The 22,300-nt window shown below is 57.3% G+C and carries 23 protein-coding genes and 2 pseudogenes; 11 read left to right on the top strand and 14 right to left on the bottom strand.

The features are described 5' to 3' along the window. Positions 1 to 4: 4 nt before the first annotated feature. From ftsI to mgrB, 5 genes and pseudogenes are all read right to left on the bottom strand, one after another. Positions 5 to 1,753: a peptidoglycan glycosyltransferase FtsI gene (ftsI, locus tag L2I46_RS00185; protein WP_032428912.1), complete on the bottom strand. Its 1,749-nt coding sequence runs from the start codon at positions 1,751 to 1,753 to the stop codon at positions 5 to 7. 187 nt (positions 1,754 to 1,940) lie between these two features. After that, positions 1,941 to 2,150, bottom strand: coding sequence for a transcription antiterminator/RNA stability regulator CspE (gene cspE / locus L2I46_RS00180; protein ID WP_001062678.1), 210 nt, complete (start codon positions 2,148 to 2,150; stop codon positions 1,941 to 1,943). Between the two features lie 85 nt (positions 2,151 to 2,235). Then, a pseudogene (locus L2I46_RS00175) lies at positions 2,236 to 2,307 on the bottom strand (DUF2627 domain-containing protein); the annotation flags it as partial. A gap of 591 nt (positions 2,308 to 2,898) precedes the next feature. Continuing rightward, positions 2,899 to 3,189, bottom strand: a complete 291-nt coding sequence (locus L2I46_RS00170) for a YebO family protein (RefSeq protein WP_023290222.1) — start codon at positions 3,187 to 3,189, stop codon at positions 2,899 to 2,901. 74 nt (positions 3,190 to 3,263) lie between these two features. After that, positions 3,264 to 3,407 carry a PhoP/PhoQ regulator MgrB gene (gene mgrB, locus L2I46_RS00165; protein WP_002911375.1) on the bottom strand — a complete coding sequence of 48 codons (144 nt, stop codon included), beginning with the start codon at positions 3,405 to 3,407 and terminating at the stop codon, positions 3,264 to 3,266. 159 nt (positions 3,408 to 3,566) lie between these two features. Between mgrB and L2I46_RS00160 the strand changes: the two genes are divergently transcribed. After that, positions 3,567 to 3,806, top strand: a complete 240-nt coding sequence (locus L2I46_RS00160) for a YobH family protein (protein WP_023290223.1) — start codon at positions 3,567 to 3,569, stop codon at positions 3,804 to 3,806. 57 nt (positions 3,807 to 3,863) lie between these two features. Here L2I46_RS00160 and kdgR read toward each other — a convergent pair whose 3' ends face one another. Beyond that, complete coding sequence (gene kdgR, locus L2I46_RS00155) at positions 3,864 to 4,655, bottom strand: DNA-binding transcriptional regulator KdgR (protein WP_004203369.1); 792 nt, start codon at positions 4,653 to 4,655, stop codon at positions 3,864 to 3,866. Between the two features lie 177 nt (positions 4,656 to 4,832). Between kdgR and L2I46_RS00150 the strand changes: the two genes are divergently transcribed. Then, positions 4,833 to 6,203 (top strand): MFS transporter, encoded by a 1,371-nt coding sequence (locus tag L2I46_RS00150; protein WP_102003792.1) that lies wholly within the window; start codon positions 4,833 to 4,835, stop codon positions 6,201 to 6,203. 69 nt (positions 6,204 to 6,272) lie between these two features. Here L2I46_RS00150 and htpX read toward each other — a convergent pair whose 3' ends face one another. From htpX to L2I46_RS00130, 4 genes and pseudogenes are all read right to left on the bottom strand, one after another. Next, positions 6,273 to 7,157 (bottom strand): protease HtpX, encoded by an 885-nt coding sequence (gene htpX, locus L2I46_RS00145; RefSeq protein ID WP_023290225.1) that lies wholly within the window; start codon positions 7,155 to 7,157, stop codon positions 6,273 to 6,275. A gap of 235 nt (positions 7,158 to 7,392) precedes the next feature. Continuing rightward, positions 7,393 to 9,441 (bottom strand): carboxy terminal-processing peptidase, encoded by a 2,049-nt coding sequence (gene prc, locus L2I46_RS00140; protein ID WP_032453364.1) that lies wholly within the window; start codon positions 9,439 to 9,441, stop codon positions 7,393 to 7,395. A 19-nt stretch (positions 9,442 to 9,460) separates the two neighbouring features. Further along, the gene (gene proQ, locus L2I46_RS00135; protein ID WP_023290227.1) at positions 9,461 to 10,138 is read right to left on the bottom strand and encodes an RNA chaperone ProQ; all 678 of its coding nucleotides are present in this window, start codon (positions 10,136 to 10,138) and stop codon (positions 9,461 to 9,463) included. Between the two features lie 81 nt (positions 10,139 to 10,219). Next, positions 10,220 to 10,733 (bottom strand): annotated as a pseudogene (locus tag L2I46_RS00130) (GAF domain-containing protein). Positions 10,734 to 10,865: 132 nt separating this feature from the next. Between L2I46_RS00130 and yebS the strand changes: the two are divergent. The 5 genes from yebS to L2I46_RS00105 all read left to right on the top strand — a co-directional run bounded on the left by yebS (position 10,866) and on the right by L2I46_RS00105 (position 16,955). After that, positions 10,866 to 12,149 (top strand): membrane integrity lipid transport subunit YebS, encoded by a 1,284-nt coding sequence (gene yebS, locus L2I46_RS00125; RefSeq protein ID WP_032428915.1) that lies wholly within the window; start codon positions 10,866 to 10,868, stop codon positions 12,147 to 12,149. Continuing rightward, positions 12,118 to 14,751 carry a PqiB family protein gene (locus L2I46_RS00120; RefSeq protein WP_017900210.1) on the top strand — a complete coding sequence of 878 codons (2,634 nt, stop codon included), beginning with the start codon at positions 12,118 to 12,120 and terminating at the stop codon, positions 14,749 to 14,751. The genes yebS and L2I46_RS00120 overlap by 32 nt, the downstream gene beginning before the upstream one ends. 129 nt (positions 14,752 to 14,880) lie before the next feature. Continuing rightward, on the top strand, positions 14,881 to 16,311 hold the full coding sequence (gene rsmF, locus L2I46_RS00115) for a 16S rRNA (cytosine(1407)-C(5))-methyltransferase RsmF (RefSeq protein WP_236947449.1): 1,431 nt from the start codon (positions 14,881 to 14,883) through the stop codon (positions 16,309 to 16,311). Between the two features lie 115 nt (positions 16,312 to 16,426). Next, entirely contained in the window at positions 16,427 to 16,666 is a 240-nt protein-coding gene (locus L2I46_RS00110) for a YebV family protein (protein WP_002911393.1), read from the top strand. A 97-nt stretch (positions 16,667 to 16,763) separates the two neighbouring features. Then, entirely contained in the window at positions 16,764 to 16,955 is a 192-nt protein-coding gene (locus tag L2I46_RS00105; protein ID WP_002911395.1) for a YebW family protein, read from the top strand. Here L2I46_RS00105 and pphA read toward each other — a convergent pair. Further along, complete coding sequence (gene pphA, locus L2I46_RS00100; protein ID WP_032453370.1) at positions 16,952 to 17,605, bottom strand: protein-serine/threonine phosphatase; 654 nt, start codon at positions 17,603 to 17,605, stop codon at positions 16,952 to 16,954. The genes L2I46_RS00105 and pphA overlap by 4 nt on opposite strands. Positions 17,606 to 17,761: 156 nt before the next feature. On the opposite strand from pphA, the gene L2I46_RS00095 reads away from it, so the two are divergent. Further along, entirely contained in the window at positions 17,762 to 18,730 is a 969-nt protein-coding gene (locus L2I46_RS00095; protein ID WP_072413392.1) for a VirK/YbjX family protein, read from the top strand. 103 nt (positions 18,731 to 18,833) lie between these two features. Further along, entirely contained in the window at positions 18,834 to 18,977 is a 144-nt protein-coding gene (locus tag L2I46_RS00090) for an Ecr family regulatory small membrane protein (RefSeq protein ID WP_142777084.1), read from the top strand. Between the two features lie 639 nt (positions 18,978 to 19,616). Here the strand turns inward: L2I46_RS00090 and L2I46_RS00085 are convergent. The 3 genes from L2I46_RS00085 to yobA are packed head-to-tail and all read right to left on the bottom strand — an operon-like array spanning position 19,617 to position 21,219. Further along, positions 19,617 to 19,955: a YebY family protein gene (locus L2I46_RS00085; RefSeq protein WP_002911404.1), complete on the bottom strand. Its 339-nt coding sequence runs from the start codon at positions 19,953 to 19,955 to the stop codon at positions 19,617 to 19,619. A gap of 16 nt (positions 19,956 to 19,971) precedes the next feature. Then, positions 19,972 to 20,841, bottom strand: a complete 870-nt coding sequence (gene copD, locus L2I46_RS00080; RefSeq protein WP_236947448.1) for a copper homeostasis membrane protein CopD — start codon at positions 20,839 to 20,841, stop codon at positions 19,972 to 19,974. A gap of 3 nt (positions 20,842 to 20,844) precedes the next feature. Beyond that, positions 20,845 to 21,219 (bottom strand): CopC domain-containing protein YobA, encoded by a 375-nt coding sequence (gene yobA / locus L2I46_RS00075; RefSeq protein ID WP_032453372.1) that lies wholly within the window; start codon positions 21,217 to 21,219, stop codon positions 20,845 to 20,847. Between the two features lie 112 nt (positions 21,220 to 21,331). Here yobA and L2I46_RS00070 point away from each other — a divergent pair, with 112 nt between their 5' ends. Beyond that, positions 21,332 to 21,562 (top strand): DNA polymerase III subunit theta, encoded by a 231-nt coding sequence (locus L2I46_RS00070; RefSeq protein WP_002911406.1) that lies wholly within the window; start codon positions 21,332 to 21,334, stop codon positions 21,560 to 21,562. A 78-nt stretch (positions 21,563 to 21,640) separates the two neighbouring features. After that, complete coding sequence (gene exoX, locus L2I46_RS00065) at positions 21,641 to 22,300, top strand: exodeoxyribonuclease X (protein WP_023290237.1); 660 nt, start codon at positions 21,641 to 21,643, stop codon at positions 22,298 to 22,300.

Below are 22,300 nucleotides of genomic sequence, written 5' to 3'. Positions count from 1 at the left end.
ACTGTTACAGCGCCGGCGCCAGCGGGTGGCTGTCGTGCATAACGATCAGATTCTCCGCCCCTTGTGGCATGCCGTCCGGCATGACGTTCTCCAGCCGCAGGACATCGCCCATAATCTGGCTGAATACCGGGGCGGAAACGGCCCCGCCGTAATAGGAGCCATTGCTCGGATCGTTCATCACTACAACCAGCGCGAACTGCGGACGGCTGGCGGGCGCCACGCCGGCGGTATAGGCGACATATTTGTCGATATATTTGCCGTCCGGACCGATTTTCTTCGCCGTCCCCGTTTTTACCGCCACCCGGTAGTCGCGCACCGCCGCTTTGGTACCGCCCCCGCCCGGGAGCGCCACGCTCTCCATCATATGCTCCACGCTGTGAACAATATTCTCCGGCATTACGCGCGTGCCAATCACCGGCGGGTCGATGCGGGTGATCGACAACGGTCGTTGTATGCCGAAGCCGCCGATGGTGGCGTAAACGTGCGCCAGCTGGAGCGGGGTAACCATCAAACCATAGCCGAAAGCGAAGGTGGCGCGATCCAGTTGCCCCCAGTAACGACGATGCGGCATCAGCCCGGCGCTTTCGCCGGTCAACCCCAACCCCGTCGGCTCGCCGAAGCCGAAAGCCGTATAGGTGTCAATCAGATGCTGCACCGGCATGGCAAGCGAGAGATGCGATACGCCGGTATCGCTGGATTTCTGCAGGATGCCGGTCAGGCTCAGCTCCGGATAATAGCCGACATCGCGGATACGGTGGCCGTCGAGGACAAACGGATGAGTGTCCACGACGCTGTCCGGCTGGACAATCCCCTGCTGCAGCGCGGTCATGATCACCAGCGGTTTGACGGTCGACCCCGGCTCGAAGGTATCGCTGATGGCCCGGTTGCGAAAATCATCCAGCGTTGCGGCATCGCGATTGTTGGGATTGAAGTCCGGATAGCTGGCCATCGCCAGGATCTCGCCGGTATCGATTTTAATCAGCACCGCCGCCCCGGACTCGGCTTTATTCCAGCGAACAGCGTTGTCGAGGGCATCTTCCGTCACCGTCTGCAGGCGCTCATCGATACTCAGCTGCAGATTATGCGCCGGCACAGGCGGTACTTCGGTAATGTTCTCAATCACATTGCCATGTTTATCTTTCCGCACCAGACGTCGCCCGGGTTTACCGGTCAGCTGGGCGTTGAAGCTTTTCTCCACCCCTTCGATGCCCTGATTATCGACATTGGTAAAGCCCAGCAGATTGGCAGCCACATGGCCTGCCGGATAGAAACGCCGCGATTCATCGCGCAGGTAGACGCCTGGCAGATGCAGTTTATCAATCCACGCCGCCTGCTCGGGATTGATCTGCCGCGCCAGATAGAGAAAGCGGGCGTGGGGATGGCTCTGTACCCGCTGGGCCAGTTCCCCGAGGTTGAGATGCAGCGCTTCGGCCATCGCCTGCCAGCGGGGTCCGTAGCCGACGCCGCCCTTCTCCATGGTGGTCTGCGGGTCGATCCAGATTGCGCTGACCGGAACGCTCACCGCCAGCGGTCGTCCTTCCCGGTCGGTGATCATCCCCCGCTCAACCGCAACGGGCTCTTCGCGCAGAGAACGCATATCCTCTTGTTTTACTAGATTATCGGGGGAAATAATCTGCAGCCAGCCCACGCGGGCCAATAGCAGTCCCAGACAACCGAGTATGGCCACGCAGAGTAACCCGAAGCGAATCGGGGTAAAGCTGGCGGCGGACTTCATTTTTTTATTTAGCACCATAGCTCCGGCATTCTTTTGCAACCAACTGATTTAACAGAAAATTAGCAAAACAGACTGCTACACAATGCTAATAAAGTTGAGTATTTGCAACAAGACGCGACGAGAGGGGGAAAAATGACATGCTTTGCAATAAAAACGCAAAAGCCCCGCGCAGGCGAGGCTTTTATACAAGAAGAGTGGTCTTGTATCAGATAGCAGTTACGTTAACTGCAGCCGGACCTTTCTGGCCGTCCTGAATTTCGAACTCAACGTTCTGGCCTTCAGCCAGAGTTTTGAAGCCGTTACCCTGGATAGCGGAGAAGTGTACGAACACGTCTTTGCTGCCATCAGCCGGAGTAATGAAACCAAAACCTTTAGACTCGTTGAACCACTTAACTTGACCTTTAATCTTTGCCATTTGCAAAATTCCTTAGACTGTTTTCTTCGCCTGCTGGCGTTTACATAGATAAAACTGACACATAACTGCATGAGGCACTAATTTAAGGTTCGGCAGAGAAGCGGTATTCAACGACAACGTGTTTACTCAGGACTTCTTTACTGAAAATGCCACACATAAACAGAACTGTACCTCGTTTAACCCGAAAGGTGTTATCACACACTACGTAAATAATGGCAAGCCATTTTTAAACGTGTCTCGATCGTTCGCACAAATTATAAGGTAATCCTTTGATCGCCTGCACATTTATGCGTGTTTGTCGCCCCTGGCAAGGCGCTATGGCGTTTATCAATAACGCAAGAGCGCAGCCCGGTAACGGCAACTTTTTTACCATAGCTCAACAACTTCGCTTCGTCCAGGTATGTCCGTATACGAACTGCCAGTATACGGGCGACTGGCGGGCCGTGATGAATATTGATGCGCAAAATTCGTTATAACCCCAGACGAAAAATCGCTAAAGCCACGCCAGTGTAGTGATAATAAAACCTGTTAGTCGTCACGCTAAAAATAGTGCTAATTCTGCACCTTAATAATGAAAAAAAGATGACAGCGTCACGTTATCCAACAATAAACGCGGCGGGGATCACTTTATTTACAGCGTGTAAAAAAGGGGATAGTACATTGAGAAAGGAATAATGGAATAAGAATAAGATATTACCGCCCGCTATCATGCAGGTGCGCATCTTATGATGCACACCTGTCGAGGTACTTAGCGCTCTGCCACCAGGCGGATAAACTCGTCCTCCCCTTTCGCCTTACCGGCGACGGTCGGCTCAGCCACGTCCTCTTTTTCCGGCGCACTGGCTTCGCACAGGCGACGTAGCAGCGCATTCTGCCGCTTTTGCTGATCCAACAGCGCCTGCAGCAGTTCTATCTGCTCATTCGCCCGCGAGCTGGCGCGGTTGACGAAGAACCATAACAACAGACCGACAAGCAGCAGCGCCACAGACACGGCCAGCGATGCCAGATTTAAGATCCCAGGATTTAGTAACTCACTCATTTCACCACCTCAAAGAGAAGGCGTTCATTCTACCACCCGCGGCGCAGAAGGAAATCGGTCGTCAGAAAAATGTCTTACCACGGGATAAATTTGTTGATAGTGCAAATGCCGCTGAAAAACTGAACATCCTGGTCGCACATTACGTTAAGCATCTGAGTCCACAGCAACAGGCAGCCTGCTATGATGACTATCAGTAAAACCCACCGTAATTTTTTCACTCCACTCTCCGCATCAGTACTTTATGTCGCCAGGATAACACGGCCTTCTTAAACCGCGGCTAACTGTAATACGAAAGGCAAGTTTAGGAATCATCGACTTGTTTCAAAACGTGTTCGTGTCAAAATCACGGCAAGGATCTTACAAATAATGAGGCATCAATGCGATTAATCATTCGTACTATTGTCGTAGTGGCTATCTTATGGATTGGCGTATTATTAAGCGGCTACGGGGTATTATTCCACAGTGAAGAAAACGTCGGCGGTCTCGGCCTGAAGTGTCAATACCTCACCGCCCGTGGGGTCAGTACCGCACTTTATGTGCATTCCAATAGCGGCGTGATCGGCGTCAGCAGCTGCCCGCTGCTGCGTAAAAGCGCAACCGTCGTCGATAACGGCTAAGATCGAACCGGCGACCGCGACGATAGCGCCGCGGTCGCCCAATGCTTCAGCGCCGTGTCAGAAGGGGTAGTCGTTATATCCCATCTGCTCAGAAATCTTGCGCGCCGCCTGGTGCAGCATCGCCACATATTCATGCAAACGTTCTTCAGAGAAACGTAAGGTCGGGAAAGAGATACTCAGCCCGGCGATGACCACGCCGAAACGGTCGAATACCGGTACCCCGATGCAGCGTAGCCCCTCTTCCTGCTCTTCGTTATCTTCGCCATACCCCTGCTCGCGAACGCCATCCAGCACCTTCAGCAACTCAGCGGTACTGGTGATGGTCCGCTCGGTGCTGCGTTTATACTCCACGCCGTCAAGGATCTGCTCCACTTCGCTGCGATCGCGCCACGCCAGCAGAACCTTGCCAATCGCGGTGCTGTACAGCGGGTTGCGACGGCCGATACGCGAGTACATCCGCAGGTTATACATTGAATCAATCTTGTGAATGTAAACAATACTGTCTTCATCCAGCGCGCCAAGATGGATAGTCTCTTTCGTCAGGCGGGAGAGTTCCCGCATCTGAATATCGGCGCTGCGCACCAGATCGACGTTCTGCAGCGCACGCGCGCCCAGCTCGAACAGTTTGAGCGTGAGGGAGTATTTCTCAGACTCTCCCTCCTGCGCCACATAGCCCAGTGATTTCATGGTCTGTAAAAAGCGATAAACGGTGCTTTTCGACATCATGACGCGCTGGGACAGTTCGGTAATGCCAATTTCACGCTCTTCACCCAGCGCCTGCAGGATGCCGAAAACCTTCAATACCGAAGAGACAGAATCTGGCTGTTTATCCAAATCTGCACCTGCCATTTATCACCTCGTCGTAACTGTTTTATAAAATTTAGAACCGGTTTTTATTATAAATTCGCCGCCTCTGCGCCGCAATCATTCTTCTGCCACTTCGTTACAAATCTGCGACATACTGCGGAATAATCAATGCTAAACTCATCATTCAAAAAACCGTTTCATTCAAGACTTATATTCACCATGGATAAAAATTCATCCGATGGCGTGCCGCTGCCGCAACGCTATGGCGCCATTCTGACCATTGTGCTTGGGCTGACCATGGCCGTGCTCGACGGGGCTATCGCCAACGTCGCGCTGCCAACCATCGCCAGCGATCTTAACGCCTCGCCGGCGGCTTCAATCTGGATCGTTAACGCCTACCAAATCGCCATTGTTATCGCCCTGCTGCCGCTCTCTTTCCTCGGCGACATGGTCGGCTATCGCCGTATCTATAAGATAGGGCTGGTGGTGTTTATCTTTACCTCGCTGGCCTGCGCCCTGTCGCGCAGCCTCGAAATGCTGACCTTCGCCCGCGTCGCCCAGGGACTGGGCGGCGCCGCGCTGATGAGCGTAAACACGGCGTTGATCCGCCTGATTTATCCGCAGCGCTTTCTCGGTCGCGGCATGGGTATCAACTCCTTTGTCGTCGCCGTCTCTTCGGCGGCAGGCCCGACGATCGCCGCCGCAATCCTCTCCCTCGCCTCATGGCAATGGCTGTTTTTAATTAACGTGCCTCTCGGCATCGTCGCCTTTGTCCTGGCCATGCGCTTTCTGCCGCCCAACAGCGCGCGCAGCAAAATCGTCCGCTTCGATTTGCCGAGCGCCATCATGAACGCGCTGACCTTCGGGCTGTTGATCACCGCCCTGAGCGGTTTCGCCCAGGGCCAGTCCACGCAGCTGGTGCTGGCGGAGGTCGCCGCTATGCTGGTGGTAGGCTTTTTCTTCGTTCGCCGTCAGCTCACGATGCCCGTCCCGCTGCTGCCGGTCGATCTGCTGCGCATCCCGCTCTTCTCCCTCTCAATCTGCACCTCCATCTGCTCCTTCTGCGCACAGATGCTGGCGATGGTCTCTCTGCCTTTCTTCCTGCAGACGATGATGGGGCGCAGCGAAGTGGAAACCGGCCTGCTGCTGACGCCGTGGCCGCTGGCGACGATGGTGATGGCGCCGCTGGCCGGCTATTTAATCGAGAAATGCCATGCGGGGCTGCTGGGGGCCATTGGGCTGCTGGTTATGGCCTGCGGCCTGTTCGGTCTGGCGCTGCTTCCGGCGTCGCCCACCGATCTGGATATTATCTGGCGTATGGCGCTGTGCGGTGCCGGCTTCGGGCTGTTCCAGTCGCCCAACAACCACACCATTGTCGCCTCGGCGCCGAGCCATCGCAGCGGCGGCGCCAGCGGCATGCTGGGCACCGCTCGCCTGCTCGGCCAGAGCACCGGCGCCGCGCTGGTGGCCCTGCTGTTCAACCTGCTCGGCAACAGCGGCACCCACACCGCCCTGCTGCTGGCCGGCATCCTGGCGACCCTCGCTGCGCTGATTAGCGGTCTGCGCGTCACCCAGCCGCGCGCAGCCTGACGATGAAGGACAAAAAAAAATCCGCAGCCCTCGGGCTGCGGATTTTTATTTTCAGCGTCAGATGACGGACTATTTCAGATATTCACCGCTACGCAGGGCTTCAATACGCTTGTCCAGCGGCGGGTGGGTCATAAACAGCTCGCTCATGGATTTCGCTTTACCATTAATGCAGAACGCCATCATGCTGCTGGCTTCCTGCGGCTCATAGCTGGTTTTCAGACGCTGCAGGGCGGCAATCATCTTCTCGCGGCCCACCAGGCGCGCCGAGCCGGCATCAGCATGGAACTCGCGATGACGAGAGAACCACATGGTGATAATGCTGGCCAGAATACCGAACACCAGCTCCAGTACCGTGGCGACGGCGAAGTAGATCAGCGGGTTGCCATTGCTGCTCTCGCCTTCATCTTCCCGGTTGCCGCCGAGGAAGCCGGCCGCAATCTGCGCGATAACGCGGGAGATAAAGATAACGAAGGTGTTTACCACCCCCTGGATCAGCGTCATGGTGACCATATCGCCATTGGCGATGTGGCTGATTTCATGGGCGATGACCGCTTCCGCTTCATCACGGCTCATGTTTTGCAACAGCCCGGTACTGACGGCGACCAGCGAGGCGTCGCGACGCGCGCCGGTAGCGAAGGCGTTGATGTCAGGGGCGTGATAGATAGCCACCTGCGGCATGGCAATGCCCGCCTGCTGCGCCTGCTGTGCAACGGTGTTCATCAGCCAGCGTTCCGTTTCGTTGCGCGGCTGCTCGATCACTTCCCCACCCACAGACTTCAGCGCCATCCATTTCGACATCATCAGCGAAACGATAGAACCACCGAAGCCGAACAGCAGGGCCATAATCAACAGACCGGTCATGCTGCTGGATTGGATCCCCGTGAGGCTTAACACCAGCCCGAACACGACCATCACTGCCAGGTTCGTCAGCAGGAAAAGCGCGATTCGCATCATAATTTTCTTTTTACCTCAATTTAACAAAACGCACTATGCGATTACCCACATCGTATGGGTCAGGCTGCAATTTTCAACCATCAGCCCCCGCTAAGTCACGATAAAAACACAACTTTACATTTTGTAGCATCTTGCTGACAGCGGGAGAACAGGTTGACATTTTGTTAGATGAGCTGAATGGCGATGACCAGGCGCAAAAAAAAAACGGGCACCTCTCAGGGTGCCCGTTGGCGACTTATTGGCTGGCCGGCGGTTCTACCGCTGGGCGCGCTTTTTCGAGATGCGCCAGGTCTACCGCGATATGGACCGTTTCATCAAGATACGGATCCGGCTCCTGGTAATCCTTCGGCAGATCGTCCAGTTTTTTCAGCGGCGGTTTGCCTTCGCGTTTCAGGCGATCGTTAATCCGCGCCAGACGAATCGCATCATCCTCTTCGTTCTCTTTTTCACGCTGCGCGTAGTTCAGAGAGACGATGTTACGTTTGTCCTTCATCGCGTTATAACGGGCAATATCCTTCATGATGTACTGGAACTCAGGATCCTGGGCAATACGCTCGTCGTGGCGCTTGAGCAGTTCCGGTCCAAACGGGGCGAGGTCCCCGGACTTCACGTAGGTGGCCGCGTTGATGCTATCCCACGGCAGGGCGTTGTCTTCATACTGCTCGCCGGTTTCGCGATCTTCATTTCCGGTTGGCATCATGATATCCGGCGTTACGCCTTTGCGCTGAGTACTGCCGCCGTTAATGCGGTAGAACTTCTGGATGGTGTACTGAACGGAACCTAACGCCGGCCAGTCCGGACGCAGCATCTGATCGTAGATACGATTCAACGAGCGATACTGCTGTACGGTACCTTTACCGAAGGTCGGCTCGCCAACGATCAGCGCGCGGCCATAATCCTGCATTGCGGCGGCAAAGATCTCAGACGCTGAGGCGCTAAAGCGGTCAACCAGCACCACCAGCGGCCCTTTGTAATAGACTACGCCATCGTTATCGCTGTCTTCGCGCACCTTGCCATTGTTATCCCGCACCTGCACCACCGGGCCGGACGGAATAAACAGCCCCGAGAGCGATACCGCTTCGGTCAGCGCCCCGCCGCCGTTGCTGCGCAGATCGATAACCACGCTGCTGACGTTCTGTTTTTCCAGCTTCTGCAGCTGCACTTTCACGTCATCGGTCAGGCCGACGTAAAAGCCCGGGATATCCAGCACGCCGACTTTTTCTTTACCGACGGTTTTCACCGACATCTTCACCGCGCGGTCTTCCAGACGGATGCGTTCGCGGGTCAGGGTGACGATACGCGTCTTGGCCCCTTTGCCGGCCGGCAGGATCTCAAGGCGAACCTTGCTGCCCTTCGGCCCTTTAATCAGCGCCACGACGTCATCCAGACGCCAGCCAATGACATCGACCATCGACTTCCCGGTCTGGCCGACGCCGACAATGCGGTCGCCGACGCTGATCGCTTTGCTCTTCGCAGCCGGACCACCCGCCACCAGCGAATTAATGACCGTGTAGTCATCATCCATCTGCAGCACAGCGCCGATCCCTTCGAGTGAGAGACTCATCTCGGTGTTGAACTGCTCGGTATTGCGCGGCGACAGATAGTTGGTGTGCGGGTCGATTTCGCGGGCGAAGGCGGTCATCGCCAGCGAGAAGACATCTTCACTGTTGGTTTGCGCCAGACGACGGATAGCGAACTTATAGCGACGGGTTAAGGTGTCGCGGATCTCTTTATCGTCTTTCCCCGCCAGCTTCAGGCTTAACTGGTCAAATTTCACCTTGGCGTCCCACAGTTTGTTCAGCTCGGCCTCGTCTTTCGGCCACGGCGCTTTGGAGCGGTCAAGGTTGAAATTATCGTTGCCGGTAAAGTCCATCGGACGTTCCAGCACCTTCAGCGCATACTGATAGCGCTCGAAGCGGCGCTGCTGCGCCAGGTTGTAGAGGTCATAGAAGACGTCCAGTTTCCCGGTGCGCAGTTCGTCGCCGATTTGGTCTTTTTTCGCCGCGAACTTCGCCACATCGCTGGCCAGCAGCACATTATGGCTGTAATCCAGCAGGTTCAGATAACGGTCAAAAATCTTTGCCGAGAAGGCGTTGTCGAGATCGAACTGACGGTAGTGAGAGCGGGTAAAGCGCGATGTCACGCGCTCGCTCACCGTCGCGTGCTGCGGCTCTTCTTTCAGCACGGGGATTTGATCTGCACGGGTTATTTCATCAACAGCGAACGCATGGCCTGCTATTGCCAGCAGGCCCGCAAGCGCGGTGATTTTAAAAAATGTGTTCATGCCTGGCCCGGCCTCCGTTTCAGAACACCAGGTGTTCTGCGCGTACAATCATTGACATACCAGAAGTCAGCTGTACACGAACGCCATCTTTGGTGATTTCCACAACGGTGGCGTCCATTGCGTTATTGCCTGCTTTTACCTTCAGCGCCTGGCCGACGGTCAGAACGGAAACATCCGATACCGGAGTAAGACGCTCTTCACGCGGAGCTTTGGCTGCAACAGGACGCGGTTTACGCTGTTCAGCACCCTCTTTACGACGCGGCTGCTGAGGACGCGGTTTACGCTCGCGGCGAACGCCTTCATCCGGCTGGCCTGCAGCGGCAGCGGCTTCGCGTTTTTTCGCCTGCTGGGCAGCGCGCTGCGCCTGAACGCGAGCTTTCGCTTCTTCCAGCTGCTGACGCGCATGGGCAATGTGCTGCTCTTCCAGTTCGCCGCACGGGTTGCCGTCCAGGTCAACGCGGATAGCGCCGGCTTTTACGCCGTAGAGATAGCGCCAGCTCGAGGTATAGAGACGTAATGCAGCGCGAAGCTGGGTTTTGCTGAGATTCATCTCACCACCCACTCGCTCAACGAGATCCTGAAAAATTCCGATTTTCAGGGGGCGCGCTTCGCCTTCAGCGCTGAAGCACTGAGGGAAACGTTCGGCCAGAAAGGCGATAACTTCTTTACTGCTATTCAACTTAGGTTGATTTTCCATGAAATTTCCTGATTACAACGGACGTAGCCAACAAGCCGCAGGCATGAACAGGCGACATTATAATGACGTCCTCGCTAAATGCTACGTTATCCGTTGATTATCCCACGACACGGGTAAAGATTTTTTGATAATCAGTGGCCGCGATGAGTTTTTCCAGATGCTCGACCAGCGTGCGCAACCCCTGCTCATCTTCAGCAGTGAAGCGGCCGTAAGCCGGACTGTCGATATCCAGCACGCCGATAATCTGGTCGTTCACGCGCAGGGGGAAGACAATTTCCGAATTACTGGCGGCATCGCAGGCGATGTGGCCGTCAAACGCGTGGACGTCCTCGACGCGCTGCACCTGGGCTTGCGCCACCGCCGCGCCGCATACGCCGCGCCCGACCGGGATCCGCACGCAGGCCAGTTTGCCCTGGAACGGCCCCAGCACCAGGGTATCGCCTTCCAGAAGATAGAAACCGGCCCAGTTGACCTCGCCCAGTCGTTCAAACAGCAGCGCGCTGGTATTGGCGATCATCGCCAGGAAACTGGTTTCACCTGCCATTAATGCCTGGAAATCGCGGTTCAAATCCGCGTAAAATTCTGTTTTGCTCATTATATCTTCACTTGGTTGTCTTACTGCCTGATACGTACAGCCTACTAAAATAAGCATTAAATGCGCTTGGGCTCAAGATGAATTCATTCATAGGTTAAGATAGTGGGATACATTCATTCCTGTACGTATTAAATGCCGATAAAAACATCCACCCTTAAGCCTGCGAATAAGATGGTCGTGCATGCCGTGAGCACACCGCTTCCCTATGCGCATTATCAGCGCTGTACGCAGTGTGACATGCTCTTTCGCTTACCAGTGCTTAAACGCAACCAAAGCGCCTGGTGTCCGCGCTGTAACGCGAAGGTGCGCGATGGCCGCGACTGGTCGTTGACCCGTCTGGGCAGCATGGCCCTGGCGATGCTGCTGTTAATGCCCTTTGCCTGGTCCGAACCCCTGCTGCGCCTTCACCTGCTGGGGGTTCGCATTGACGCCAACGTCCTGCATGGAATTTGGCAGATGACTGCGCAGGGCGATCCGCTTACCGCCGCGATGGTGCTGTTTTGCGCGGTGGTCGCCCCGGTGCTGCTGGTGGTTTCGATTAGCTATCTGTGGCTGGGCAACGTGCTGGGGATGAACCTGCGTCCGGTGCTGCTAATGCTCGGTAAGCTCAAGGAGTGGGTCATGCTGGATATCTATCTGGTGGGCATCGGCGTCGCCTCCATCAAGGTGCAGGATTACGCCTTTCTGCAGCCCGGCATCGGCCTCGTGGCATTTATCTCCCTGACGCTGCTGAGCATCCTGACGCTTATCCATATGAACGTCGAAGAGCTGTGGGAGCGATTCTATCCCGAACGGCCGGCGACCCGCGCCGATAACAATCTGCAGGTGTGCACCGGCTGCCACTACACCGGCTACCGCGACGCCCGCGGCCGCTGCCGGCGCTGCCACACGCCGCTGCACCATCGCCGACCGCAGAGCCTGCAGCGCAGCTGGGCGGCGCTGATTGCCTCGCTGATTTTGCTCTTACCGGCCAACCTGCTGCCGATCTCCATCATTTACGTTAACGGCGCGCGCCAGGAAGACACCATCCTCTCCGGGATCATCTCCCTCGCCAGCAGCAATATCGCCATCGCCGGCGTGGTGTTTATCGCCAGTATTTTGGTGCCATTCACCAAAGTTATAGTGTTATTTACCCTGCTGCTCAGCATACAATTCAAATGCGAGCAGGGGCTGCGCACCCGCATCCTGCTGCTGCGGCTGATAACCTGGATTGGCCGCTGGTCGATGCTGGATCTGTTTGTTATCTCACTCACCATGTCGCTAATCAATCGCGATCAGCTCCTCGCCTTTACGATGGGGCCGGCCGCGGTTTACTTCGGTGGCGCGGTAATTTTAACTATTCTTGCAGTTGAATGGCTGGACAGCCGCTTACTTTGGGACGCACATGAGTCAGGAAACGCCCGCTTCGCAGACTGAAGCCAGAATAAAAACCAAACGTCGTATCTCGCCATTCTGGCTGCTGCCGGTCATCGCGCTGCTGATTGCCGCCTGGCTCATCTGGACCAGTTTTGACGACCGTGGATCGACGATTACTATCGATTTCCAGTCTGCTAACGGCATCGTGCCGGGGCGGACGCCTATCCGCTATCAGGGGGTGGAAGTCGGTACCGTCCAGGACATTAGTCTCAGTAAAGACCTGAGTAAAATTGAAGTTTCCGCCAGCATCAAACGCGATATGAAAGAGGCGCTGCGCAAAGATACGCAGTTCTGGCTGGTGACGCCGAAAGCCTCTCTGGCCGGCGTGTCAGGACTGGATGCCCTGGTGGGCGGGAACTATATCGGCATGATGCCGGGCAAGGGCGAACCCGAAGATCACTTCGTCGCCCTCGACACCCAGCCCAAATACCGCATCAACAACGGCGAGCTGATGATCCACCTGCAGGCGCCCGACCTTGGCTCTCTGAGCAGCGGCTCGCTGGTCTACTTCCGTAAGATCCCGGTCGGGCGGGTGTATGACTTCACGCTGAATGACAATAACCAGGGGGTCACCATTGATGTGCTGATCGAGCGCCGGTTTACCAACCTGGTGAAAAAAGGCAGCCGTTTCTGGAACGTCTCCGGGATCAAAGCCGACGTCGGCCTGAGCGGGGCCAAAGTGCAGCTGGAGAACCTTTCCGCGCTGGTGAACGGCGCCATCGCCTTTGACTCCCCTGCCGATTCGCAGGTCGCGTCGCAAAACGATGACTATCATCTGTACGAAGACCTGGCGCACAGTCAGCGCGGGGTGGTGGTGACCCTCGACCTGCCGGACGGCGACGGCCTGAAAGCGGGCTCGACGCCGCTGATGTATCAGGGGCTGGAAGTGGGCCAGTTAAGCAAACTGAATCTTAACCCTGGCGGCAAAGTCACGGGCGAGATGACCGTCGACCCGAGCGTGGTGACCCTGCTGCGGGAGAAAACGCTGATTCAGATGAAGAAGCCGAAGATCTCCCTTGATAACCCCAGCGTCAGCGCCCTGCTCACCGGCAATACCTTTGAGCTGGTGCCCGGCGAAGGCGAACCGCGTAATCACTTCTCCGTCATGCCAGCGGATAAAGCGCTGCTGGAGGAGCCCAATGTCGCCACCGTCACCCTTTCGGCGCCGGAGAGCTACGGGATCGACGGCGGCCAGCCGCTGGTGCTGCACGGGGTGAAAGTTGGCCAGGTGCTGGAGCGCAAGCTGACGGCCAAAGGGGTGACCTTCCAGGTGGCGATTGCCCCGGAATACCGCGATCTGATTCGCGGCGACAGCAAGTTTGTGGTGAACAGTCGTCTGGACGTCAAAGTGGGGCTCGATGGCGTGCAGGTGCTGGGCGCCAGCGCCAGCGAATGGGTGAACGGCGGGATCCGGGTGATCCCGGGTGAAAAAGGCGAAATGCAGAGCAGCTATCCGCTGTATGCCAACCTCGAAAAGGCGCAGGAAAACAGCCTGAGCGAAGTGCCGACCACCACCCTGAGCCTCTCCGCTGAGACGCTGCCTGACGTTCAGGCTGGCTCGGTGGTGCTGTATCGTAAATTCGCCGTCGGCGAGATCATCGCCGTCAAACCGCGCAAAGACGCTTTCGATATCGATCTGCATATCAAGCCGGAGTACCGCTACCTGCTGACCAACAACAGCGTCTTCTGGGCGGAAGGGGGTGCGAAGGTCAAACTTGACGGCAACGGGCTCACCGTTCAGGCCTCGCCGCTGGCCCGCGCCATTAAAGGAGCGATCAGTTTCGATAACCTCAACGGCAGCAGCGCCAACGCGCGGCTGAATAATAAACGCATCCTTTACGCTTCTGAAACGGCGGCGCGCGCCGTAGGCGGCCAGATCACCCTGCACGCGTTCGACGCCGGGAAGATGGCGGCCGGGATGCCGATTCGCTATCTCGGCATTGATATCGGTCAGATCCAGTCCCTGGAGCTGATCACCGCCAAAAACGAGGTGCAGGCGAAAGCCGTGCTTTACCCGGAATACGTCGGCACGTTTGCCCGCGCCGGGACTCGCTTCTCGGTGATCACCCCGCAGATCTCCGCGGCAGGCGTGGAGCATCTCGACACCCTGTTCCAGTCCTATATTAACGTTGAGCCCGGACGCGGCCCGGCGCGTCGCGACTTTGAGATCCAGGATACGACGATCAGCGACTCGCGCTATATCGACGGTCTGAATATCGTGGTGGAAGCGCCGGAGGCCGGATCGCTTGGCATCGGTACGCCGGTGCTGTTCCGCGGTCTGGAAGTCGGGACGGTGACCGGCCTGTCGCTGGGATCGATGTCTGACCGGGTCATGGTTAAGATGCGCATCAGCAAGCGCTACCAGTACCTGGTGCGCAATAACTCGGTGTTCTGGCTGGCCTCAGGTTACAGCCTCGACTTCGGCCTGGTTGGCGGCGTGGTGAAAACCGGGACCTTCAATCAGTTTATCCGCGGCGGGATCGCCTTTGCCACGCCGCCGGGTACGCCGCTGGCGCCGAAGGCCCAGGACGGCAAGCACTTCCTGCTGCTGGAGAGCGAGCCGAAAGAGTGGCGGGAGTGGGGCACCGCCCTGCCGCAGTAATCCTTACCTCCCCTTCTCCCGCCCCGGCAAACGCCGGCGGCGGGCAGACGACAAACCGCACGCCCCGGTGTCCTGCACCGGGGCGTTTGTGCTAAACTGCGCACCCTTTTTTTCTGTGGTGCGCTGCCCGTGGCCGAAAATACTGTCTATTTCCCTGAAGCGTTTCTCGCTCAAATGCGCGCGGCAATGCCGGCGCACCTCTCTTTCGACGACTTTATCGCCGCCTGTCAGCGCCCGCTACGCCGTAGTATTCGCGTCAATACGCTGAAAATTAGCGTCGATGATTTCCTCTCTCTGGTCGCGCCCTATGGCTGGCAGCTGACGCCGATCCCCTGGTGTGAGGAGGGATTCTGGATCGAACGGGACGACGATGCGCTGCCGCTGGGCAGCACCGCCGAACACCTCAGCGGGCTGTTCTATATTCAGGAAGCAAGCTCAATGCTGCCGGTCGCCGCCCTGTTCGCCGACAACCCGCAGCCTGAACGGGTCATGGACGTTGCCGCCGCCCCGGGGTCGAAAACCACCCAGATCGCCGCCCGGATGGGCAATGCGGGCGGCATCCTGGCGAATGAGTTCTCCGCCAGCCGGGTGAAAGTGCTGCATGCCAACATCAGCCGCTGCGGCATCAGCAACGTCGGCCTGACCCATTTCGACGGGCGGGTGTTCGGCGCGGCATTGCCCGAAGCCTTCGACGCCATTCTGCTTGATGCCCCCTGCTCCGGCGAAGGGGTGGTACGCAAAGATGCCGACGCGCTGAAAAACTGGTCGCCGGAGAGCAACCTCGACATCGCCGCCACCCAGCGCGAACTTATCGACAGCGCTTTCCATGCCCTGCGCCCTGGCGGGACGCTGGTCTATTCGACCTGCACCCTGAACCGCGAAGAAAATCAGTCAGTCATACACTGGCTGCTGTCCCGTTACCCGCAGGCGGTAGAGATCCAGCCGCTGGGAGCGCTGTTTCCCGGCGCGGCCGATGCCCTAACCGCGGAGGGATTTCTGCATGTCTTCCCGCAGATCTACGATTGTGAAGGCTTCTTTGTCGCTCGCCTGCGCAAGACTGCGGCGATCGATCCGCTCCCGGCGCCGGGCTATAAGGTCGGCAAGTTCCCGTTTGTGCCGCTGAAGGGCCGGGAAGCCGCAGCGGCGACCGCCGCCGCCCGCGCTGTCGGCCTGGAATGGGACGCGAGCCACACGCTGTGGCAACGAGATAAAGAGCTGTGGCTGTTTCCGCAGTCTATGGAGCCTCTGTTTGGTCGGGTGCGGTTTTCGCGCATTGGCGTGCGCCTGGCGGAGCTGCACAATAAGGGTTATCGCTGGCAGCATGAGGCGGTTATTGCCTTTGCCGCGCCACAGCGCGCCTTCGAGCTGACGCTGGAGGAGGCGGAAGCGTGGTATCGCGGACGCGATGTCTATCCGCAAACCCCGCCAGCGCAGGACGAAGCCATTGTCACCTTCCAGGGCGTGCCGCTGGGCCTGGCCAAGCGCGTCGGCTCCCGTCTGAAGAACAGTTATCCGCGCGAGCTGGTACGCGATGGGAAACTTTTTGCCGGCAAGGTGTGACACCGCGCAAAAAATACGCACTTTTTGACTGGCGGTTTTCCCCCCATTGACTACGCTGAAAAATGACGGCCGCAACTGGTCGTACCACAACTCAGCTGAAAAATGGGGTGAAGCGATGAGTAAAACCAATGTCCGCATCGGCGCGTTTGAGATAGACGATGCCGAACTGCATGGTGAACATCAGGGTGAGCGAACGTTAAGCATTCCCTGCAAATCCGATCCAGATTTATGTATGCAGCTTGACGCCTGGGATGCCGATACCAGCGTTCCCGCGATTCTCAATGGTGAACATTCCGTCCTCTACCGTAAACATTACGACCGCCAGTCCGATGCCTGGGTCATGCGCCTTGCCTGACACCAATGAACCCGTCGCCTGAGACGGGTTATTTATTTCCCCGTCCCGCCGTCATCCCCTACAATAAAGAGTATGTGCCCCCGGACATGAGGCCAGGATGTTTGCCTTAGTGTTGTTTATTTGCTATCTGGATGGCGGCTGCGAGGACATTGTGGTTGACGTCTACCGCGAGGAAACCCAGTGCCTGGTGGCGATGGAAGATCAGCGGATCCGCCACGGCGGCTGCTACCCGATAGAAGATTTTATTGACGGCTTCTGGCAACCCGCCAGCGAATACAGTGACTTTTAGCCTGCCGACTGCAGCGCCACCAGGGTCAGCGCGCCGCCGAACACGGCGCCGGTGTCAATATAGTGTTGATTGTCGTAGTCACAACGCGCGCGAAGCGGCGTATGGCCAAACCAGAAATGGTCAGCCCCGGCGATAGCGCCATGACGCCCCGCCAGATGTTCACTCAGACGATGGCGGCTCCACAGGACCCGCTGAGGATCCACCGGCTGCTGCCAGCGATAGACCGGCGCCGGGTAATCGGCATGGGCGATCACATGCCGCGCCTTTGCGCACTCCACTTCAATAATCAACGGCAGCCGCTGACAGCGCGCCAGCAGCCGATCGACGTCAGCCCGCTGCCGCACGTTGCTCCGGGCGTACCAGTCGCCTCCGTTCATCTGCCAGAGCGTCATATCTCCGCTCTCCAGCGCCTCCAGCGCCATCTGCTCATGATTCCCGCGCACGGCCCTGAACCAGCGGCTGCGCAACAGGCCGAGACAGTCAGCGCTTTGCGGCCCGCGATCGATCAGATCCCCAACCGAGATCAGCAGATCGGCCCAGGGATCAAAGCGCAGCCGGCGCAGGCGCTCCATCAGCAGCGCAAAGCAGCCATGCAGATCGCCCATCAGCCAGATATTACGCCAGTCGCTGCCATTAATACGCTGATACATATAATTACCTCTCTGCCGTAATTATAGGTAATTCCAGCTTACAGCCGCTGTTTTTTATTTACACCTCAATCGATTTTAAACAAACGGCAAATATAGTCGGCCAGAGCATTAAGCTTACCAGTGCCTCGCTTTAAAATAGCAGGAAATAACAACGAGGTGTTTATCGTGACAGACAATAGCCTGCATTCATCCAGCGTGCTTACGCCGCGCTCGCATCTCATCGCCGATCTGGTGATGGGCAGATTAACACCCGCACCTATCTGGCGGCAGAAAAATTACCGCTTTAAGTTTCTGCTGCGCACGGCGTTATTTTATAGCCCTACCAAAGCGATGCTGGAGGCGCTGAGCGCTCGTGACGATTTTAACCAGCTGCTGACGGCGCAGGCGACGCTGCCGGGGAAAGTGCACCGTCAATATCTGACGCGCGATCTCAACGCCTGGCAGCGGGCGATGGCGGTCATAAGCCATTATCGCTATGTCGATACCCTGCGCGGGTCGCGGCTGGCGCATGCCATGACCGCGGTGTGCGAGGTCCCGTTGCTGACGCTCAATGGAAAGGATGAACGCCAGTTTACCCTCTCGGCCTCTTCGGCCGGGAAGGCCGAGCGTGAGGGTGAAACCACCCTATGGCTGCGCGACAGCGACCATACCCTGCTGGCCAGCGCGACCTTCAGCGTGACCCGGGAGGGCGACGCCTGGCAGCTGGTCATCGGCGGTTTACAGGGACCGCGACGCCACGTTTCTCATGAGGTGATCAAGCAGGCGACTCGCGCCTGCTACGGCCTGTTCCCGAAGCGCCTGCTGCTGGAGTTTATCTGGCTGCTGGCCGCTCGCAGCCATATCGCGGCGATTTACGGCGTCAGCGATAACGGCCATGTGTTCCGCGCCCTGCGCTATCGCCTGAGCAAGGGGCGCCATTTCCACGCCAGCTATGACGAGTTCTGGCAATCCATCGACGGCAAGCCGGAAAGCCTCTGGCGCTGGCAGCTACCGCTGCGTCTGGAAAGAAAACCGCTGGAGAGCATCGCCAGTAAAAAACGGGCCGAATACCGGCGTCGATTCCAGCTGCTGGATCAGCTGGCGGAGCAGGTGGCAATATTGACGCAGCCGCTGCCGGGCATGTAAATTTCGCGACCAGCGAACCCGCCCCGTTACGCGGCGTTTGCTTATTATGTTCTTATTTCGCTACTATCATGGTCCCGCAGGCCATTGGATAGTCGTTAGCATGATGAGTAAAACCGAAATTTTTCTGCTGATTATTCTGGCGGTCATGCTGCTGGGCAGCATATGGTTTATTTTCAGCGATGAAATTTGGCTTTTACTCTGCTATCTGGAGAGTCAGATATTTCCCACCTTTAGCGTTCCGGAATAATATTTTTTGCCCGAAACTACGCCCCTGAATATTATTTGCCGCCATTTCGTGGGGCGCGGACGACTAATCGCATGAATTGCCAAATCAATAAAGTTTTGTTTATTTAATTTATCATACAAATAGGTATACTAGCAGACTTCCGATGTTGGCCCGCCAGTTAACCTGCACGCCGGGCCTGTTTAGGTGCAGGTTTTTTCTTTTCCTCTCCCCTCGCTTACGGTTCCGCCTTCCCCATATCGTTCTTCCGCAGGATACAATTTGTGTGTAAATGAATTGTGTATGCTAAAAACGGTGTGCTATAACGGGACATCCAGAGACCAGCCTGGTGATTGACTGACAGGATGTCGCTGGTCATCGCGAAAGCAGACAGATTAAGATAAAAAGAGACCGAATACGATTCCTGTATTCGGTCCAGGGAAATGGCTCTTGGGAGAGAGCCGTGCGCTAAAAGTTGGCATTAATGCAGGCTAAGTCGCCTTGCACTATAAGAATAGTTTAACGCGTCAGCTTTTCCAGTCTGCGGCCAATGTGGCCGAATAATTCCTGGAAAAGAGGGCGCTGTTAGCGAAAAAACCGCCACTGCCGTTGTCCGGCAAGGGCGGTTTTTTTTATGTCATTACAGCGAGATAGCGCGAAAATCTAGCAGAGCTTCTGCGCGCGCTCGATAAACGGCGCGAGGCTCATTTTTTGCCCCGGGTGCTGCGGATCGTCGATCTGGATCACCGAGATCGGCTGGGCGGTGGTTTTGCCGGCTTTGACCTGCTGCTCAGCCACCTCATTGAGCGGATACTGGACCAGGGTGCTCGGGTTGATAGCGTAGAGGGCATTGCCCGGACGACAGGTCAACATCACCTCTTCACGGTTGAACGCCCAGCTCTCCTTTCCTACCTCAAAGCGGCTCACGGTGATAATTTGCGGCGCCGCCAGAGCAGCGCCGGAGCTTGCCAGTAACAACATGGTCAGAACAATTTTTTTCATGATTTTGCCAGTTAATTCAATAAGGTTCCCAGGTGGCAAACAGGCTGACGGCCAGCAGCGCCAGCGCGCCCAGCCCTATCTCGGCCTGCGTGGTTCGCAGGATCAGGCTTTCCGCCCGCGAACCGCTTGCCGACATGCGCGGTACCAGAACATACCTGTTCACTAACGCAATTACCACCATCCCGGCCACCAGCGCACATTTGATCAACAGCAGACGTCCCCAGGGCGATGCGCCAATCAATCCTCCCTGGATCAACAGCGCATTGATCGCCCCGCTGGCAAGGGTGCCGGCGACGGCCAGATGCCCGTAGCGTGAAAAGCGCGCCATGGTATAGACCGCGGCCTGCCGCCAGCGCCCCTGCGCCAGGCGCAGGCAATAGATAAAGGGCAACAGGCCGCCGAACCAGCTGGCAACGCAGAAGAGGTGGACAGCATGATTAGTCCGCTGCAGGGCGCCGAGTAAACCATCATGCATGGCGGCATGCCCTACCCCAGCGGAAAGCAGCAGCTGGGCCGCCAGCAGGGCCACCAGCTGGCGAGCGCCGTGGCGGGGACGGATCCACACCACGGCGAGGGCGATCCACACCAGCAGGATCTGCCAGATCCACACCCCGCCGAAGCGGGTACCCGCCACCGCCTGCCAGACGGCGGGTTGCCAGACATCCGCCCACCCCTCGCCCATCATTCCCCCCTGCAGCAGATACAGCGCCAGGGTAGAGAGCGCGCCGATCAGCAGCAGCGGGCGCAACAGCGGATAGAAGCGCAGCATCAGTACGCGTCGCAGCGGCACCGGCGCCCACCAGGCGCCATACAGCACGCAGCCAAAAGCCAGCATCAGGGCGATAAAATGCCCAAAACGCAGGGTAATATAGAGCCCAGTCAGCATTGCTTACTTCACGCTAAAGGTGTATTGCCCTTTGGTTTTATGGCCATCCACTGAAACTACATGCCATGCCACAGTGTATTCTCCCGGCCGCAGGGTTTCCGCCACAGGCACGGTGACCTGGGTGGGGTTGTCGGCGCTGCGGGTCAGTTTGCCGGTGGCCACCGCATGCTGCTGCGGACCGGTGACGGACACCCCGCTGAACGCGGGTTCAATGCCTTCGGAGAAACTGAGCGTCAGCGTCTGCGGAGAAGCCGCCAGCTGCGCGCCGGCGGCGGGGATCTGCTGCTGCAGGTGAGCGTGGGCGAGCGCGCCCGTCGCGGTTAATAGCCCGGCAAACGCAACGGAGAGGCGCATCGCGCGTCCAGCAAGAAGTCGCATATTCGTCATTCCCTTTTGTTATGTCTGTAGCACAGAGAATAACCCTGTATAATGGCAGAGTCGAGCCGGGCGTCAGGCCCTGACCGGGTTTACAAGCAGAGTGGAGTGTATGATGGAAAGAAATCTGGCCAAAATTTCGCAAGATGAGATGGATAAAGTCAACGTCGATCTCGCCGCCGCCGGCGTCGCCTTTAAAGAGCGGTATAATATGCCGGTGGTCGCTGATTTGGTCGAGCGTGAACAGCCCGCCCATCTGCGCGACTGGTTCCGCGAACGACTGATCGCCCATCGGCTGGCCTCCGTCTCACTGTCCCGCCTGCCCTGGGAGCCGAAACAGAAATAATGCCTACTTCCCCCCTCGCCGTCGGTTGGCAAGCCTGGCCAATTGCTTTACGCTTATTGTTTTGTTCTGGAGCGAGCCATGCTGCGCGTCATTGATACCGAAACCTGCGGACTGCAGGGGGGCATCGTTGAAGTCGCCTCGGTCGACATTGTCGACGGGCAGATCACCAATCCCATGAGTCATCTGGTGCGTCCTGACCGCCCCATCAGCCCGCAGGCGATGGCTATCCACCGGATTACCGAAGAGATGGTCGCCGATAAGCCGTGGATTGAGGAGATTATTCCGCACTATCATGGCAGCCCGTGGTATGTCGCGCATAACGCCAGCTTCGATCGTCGGGTGTTACCGGAGATGCATGGCGAGTGGATATGTACCATGAAGCTGGCCCGCCGGCTGTGGCCGGGGATCAAATACAGCAATATGGGGCTCTATAAATCACGTAAGCTGAACGTGGCCACGCCGCCGGGGCTGCATCACCACCGGGCGCTGTATGACTGCTATATCACCGCTGCGCTGCTGCTGGATATCATCAACGTTTCCGGCTGGACGCCTGACGAAATGGCCGATATCACCGGTCGGCCGGCGCTGCTCACCACCTTCACCTTCGGCAAATACCGCGGCAAAGCCGTCGCCGAGATTGCTGAAAACGATCCAGGCTATCTGCGCTGGTTATTCAACAATCTCGACCGCATGAGCCCCGAGCTGCGCCTCACGCTCAAGCATTATCTCGGGGAATAG

Origin of the sequence: Klebsiella sp. 2019SCSN059, from assembly GCF_021739525.1 — a bacterium.
GTDB lineage: Bacteria > Pseudomonadota > Gammaproteobacteria > Enterobacterales > Enterobacteriaceae > Klebsiella > Klebsiella quasipneumoniae.
This window is presented reverse-complemented; position numbering and strand designations above follow the sequence as displayed.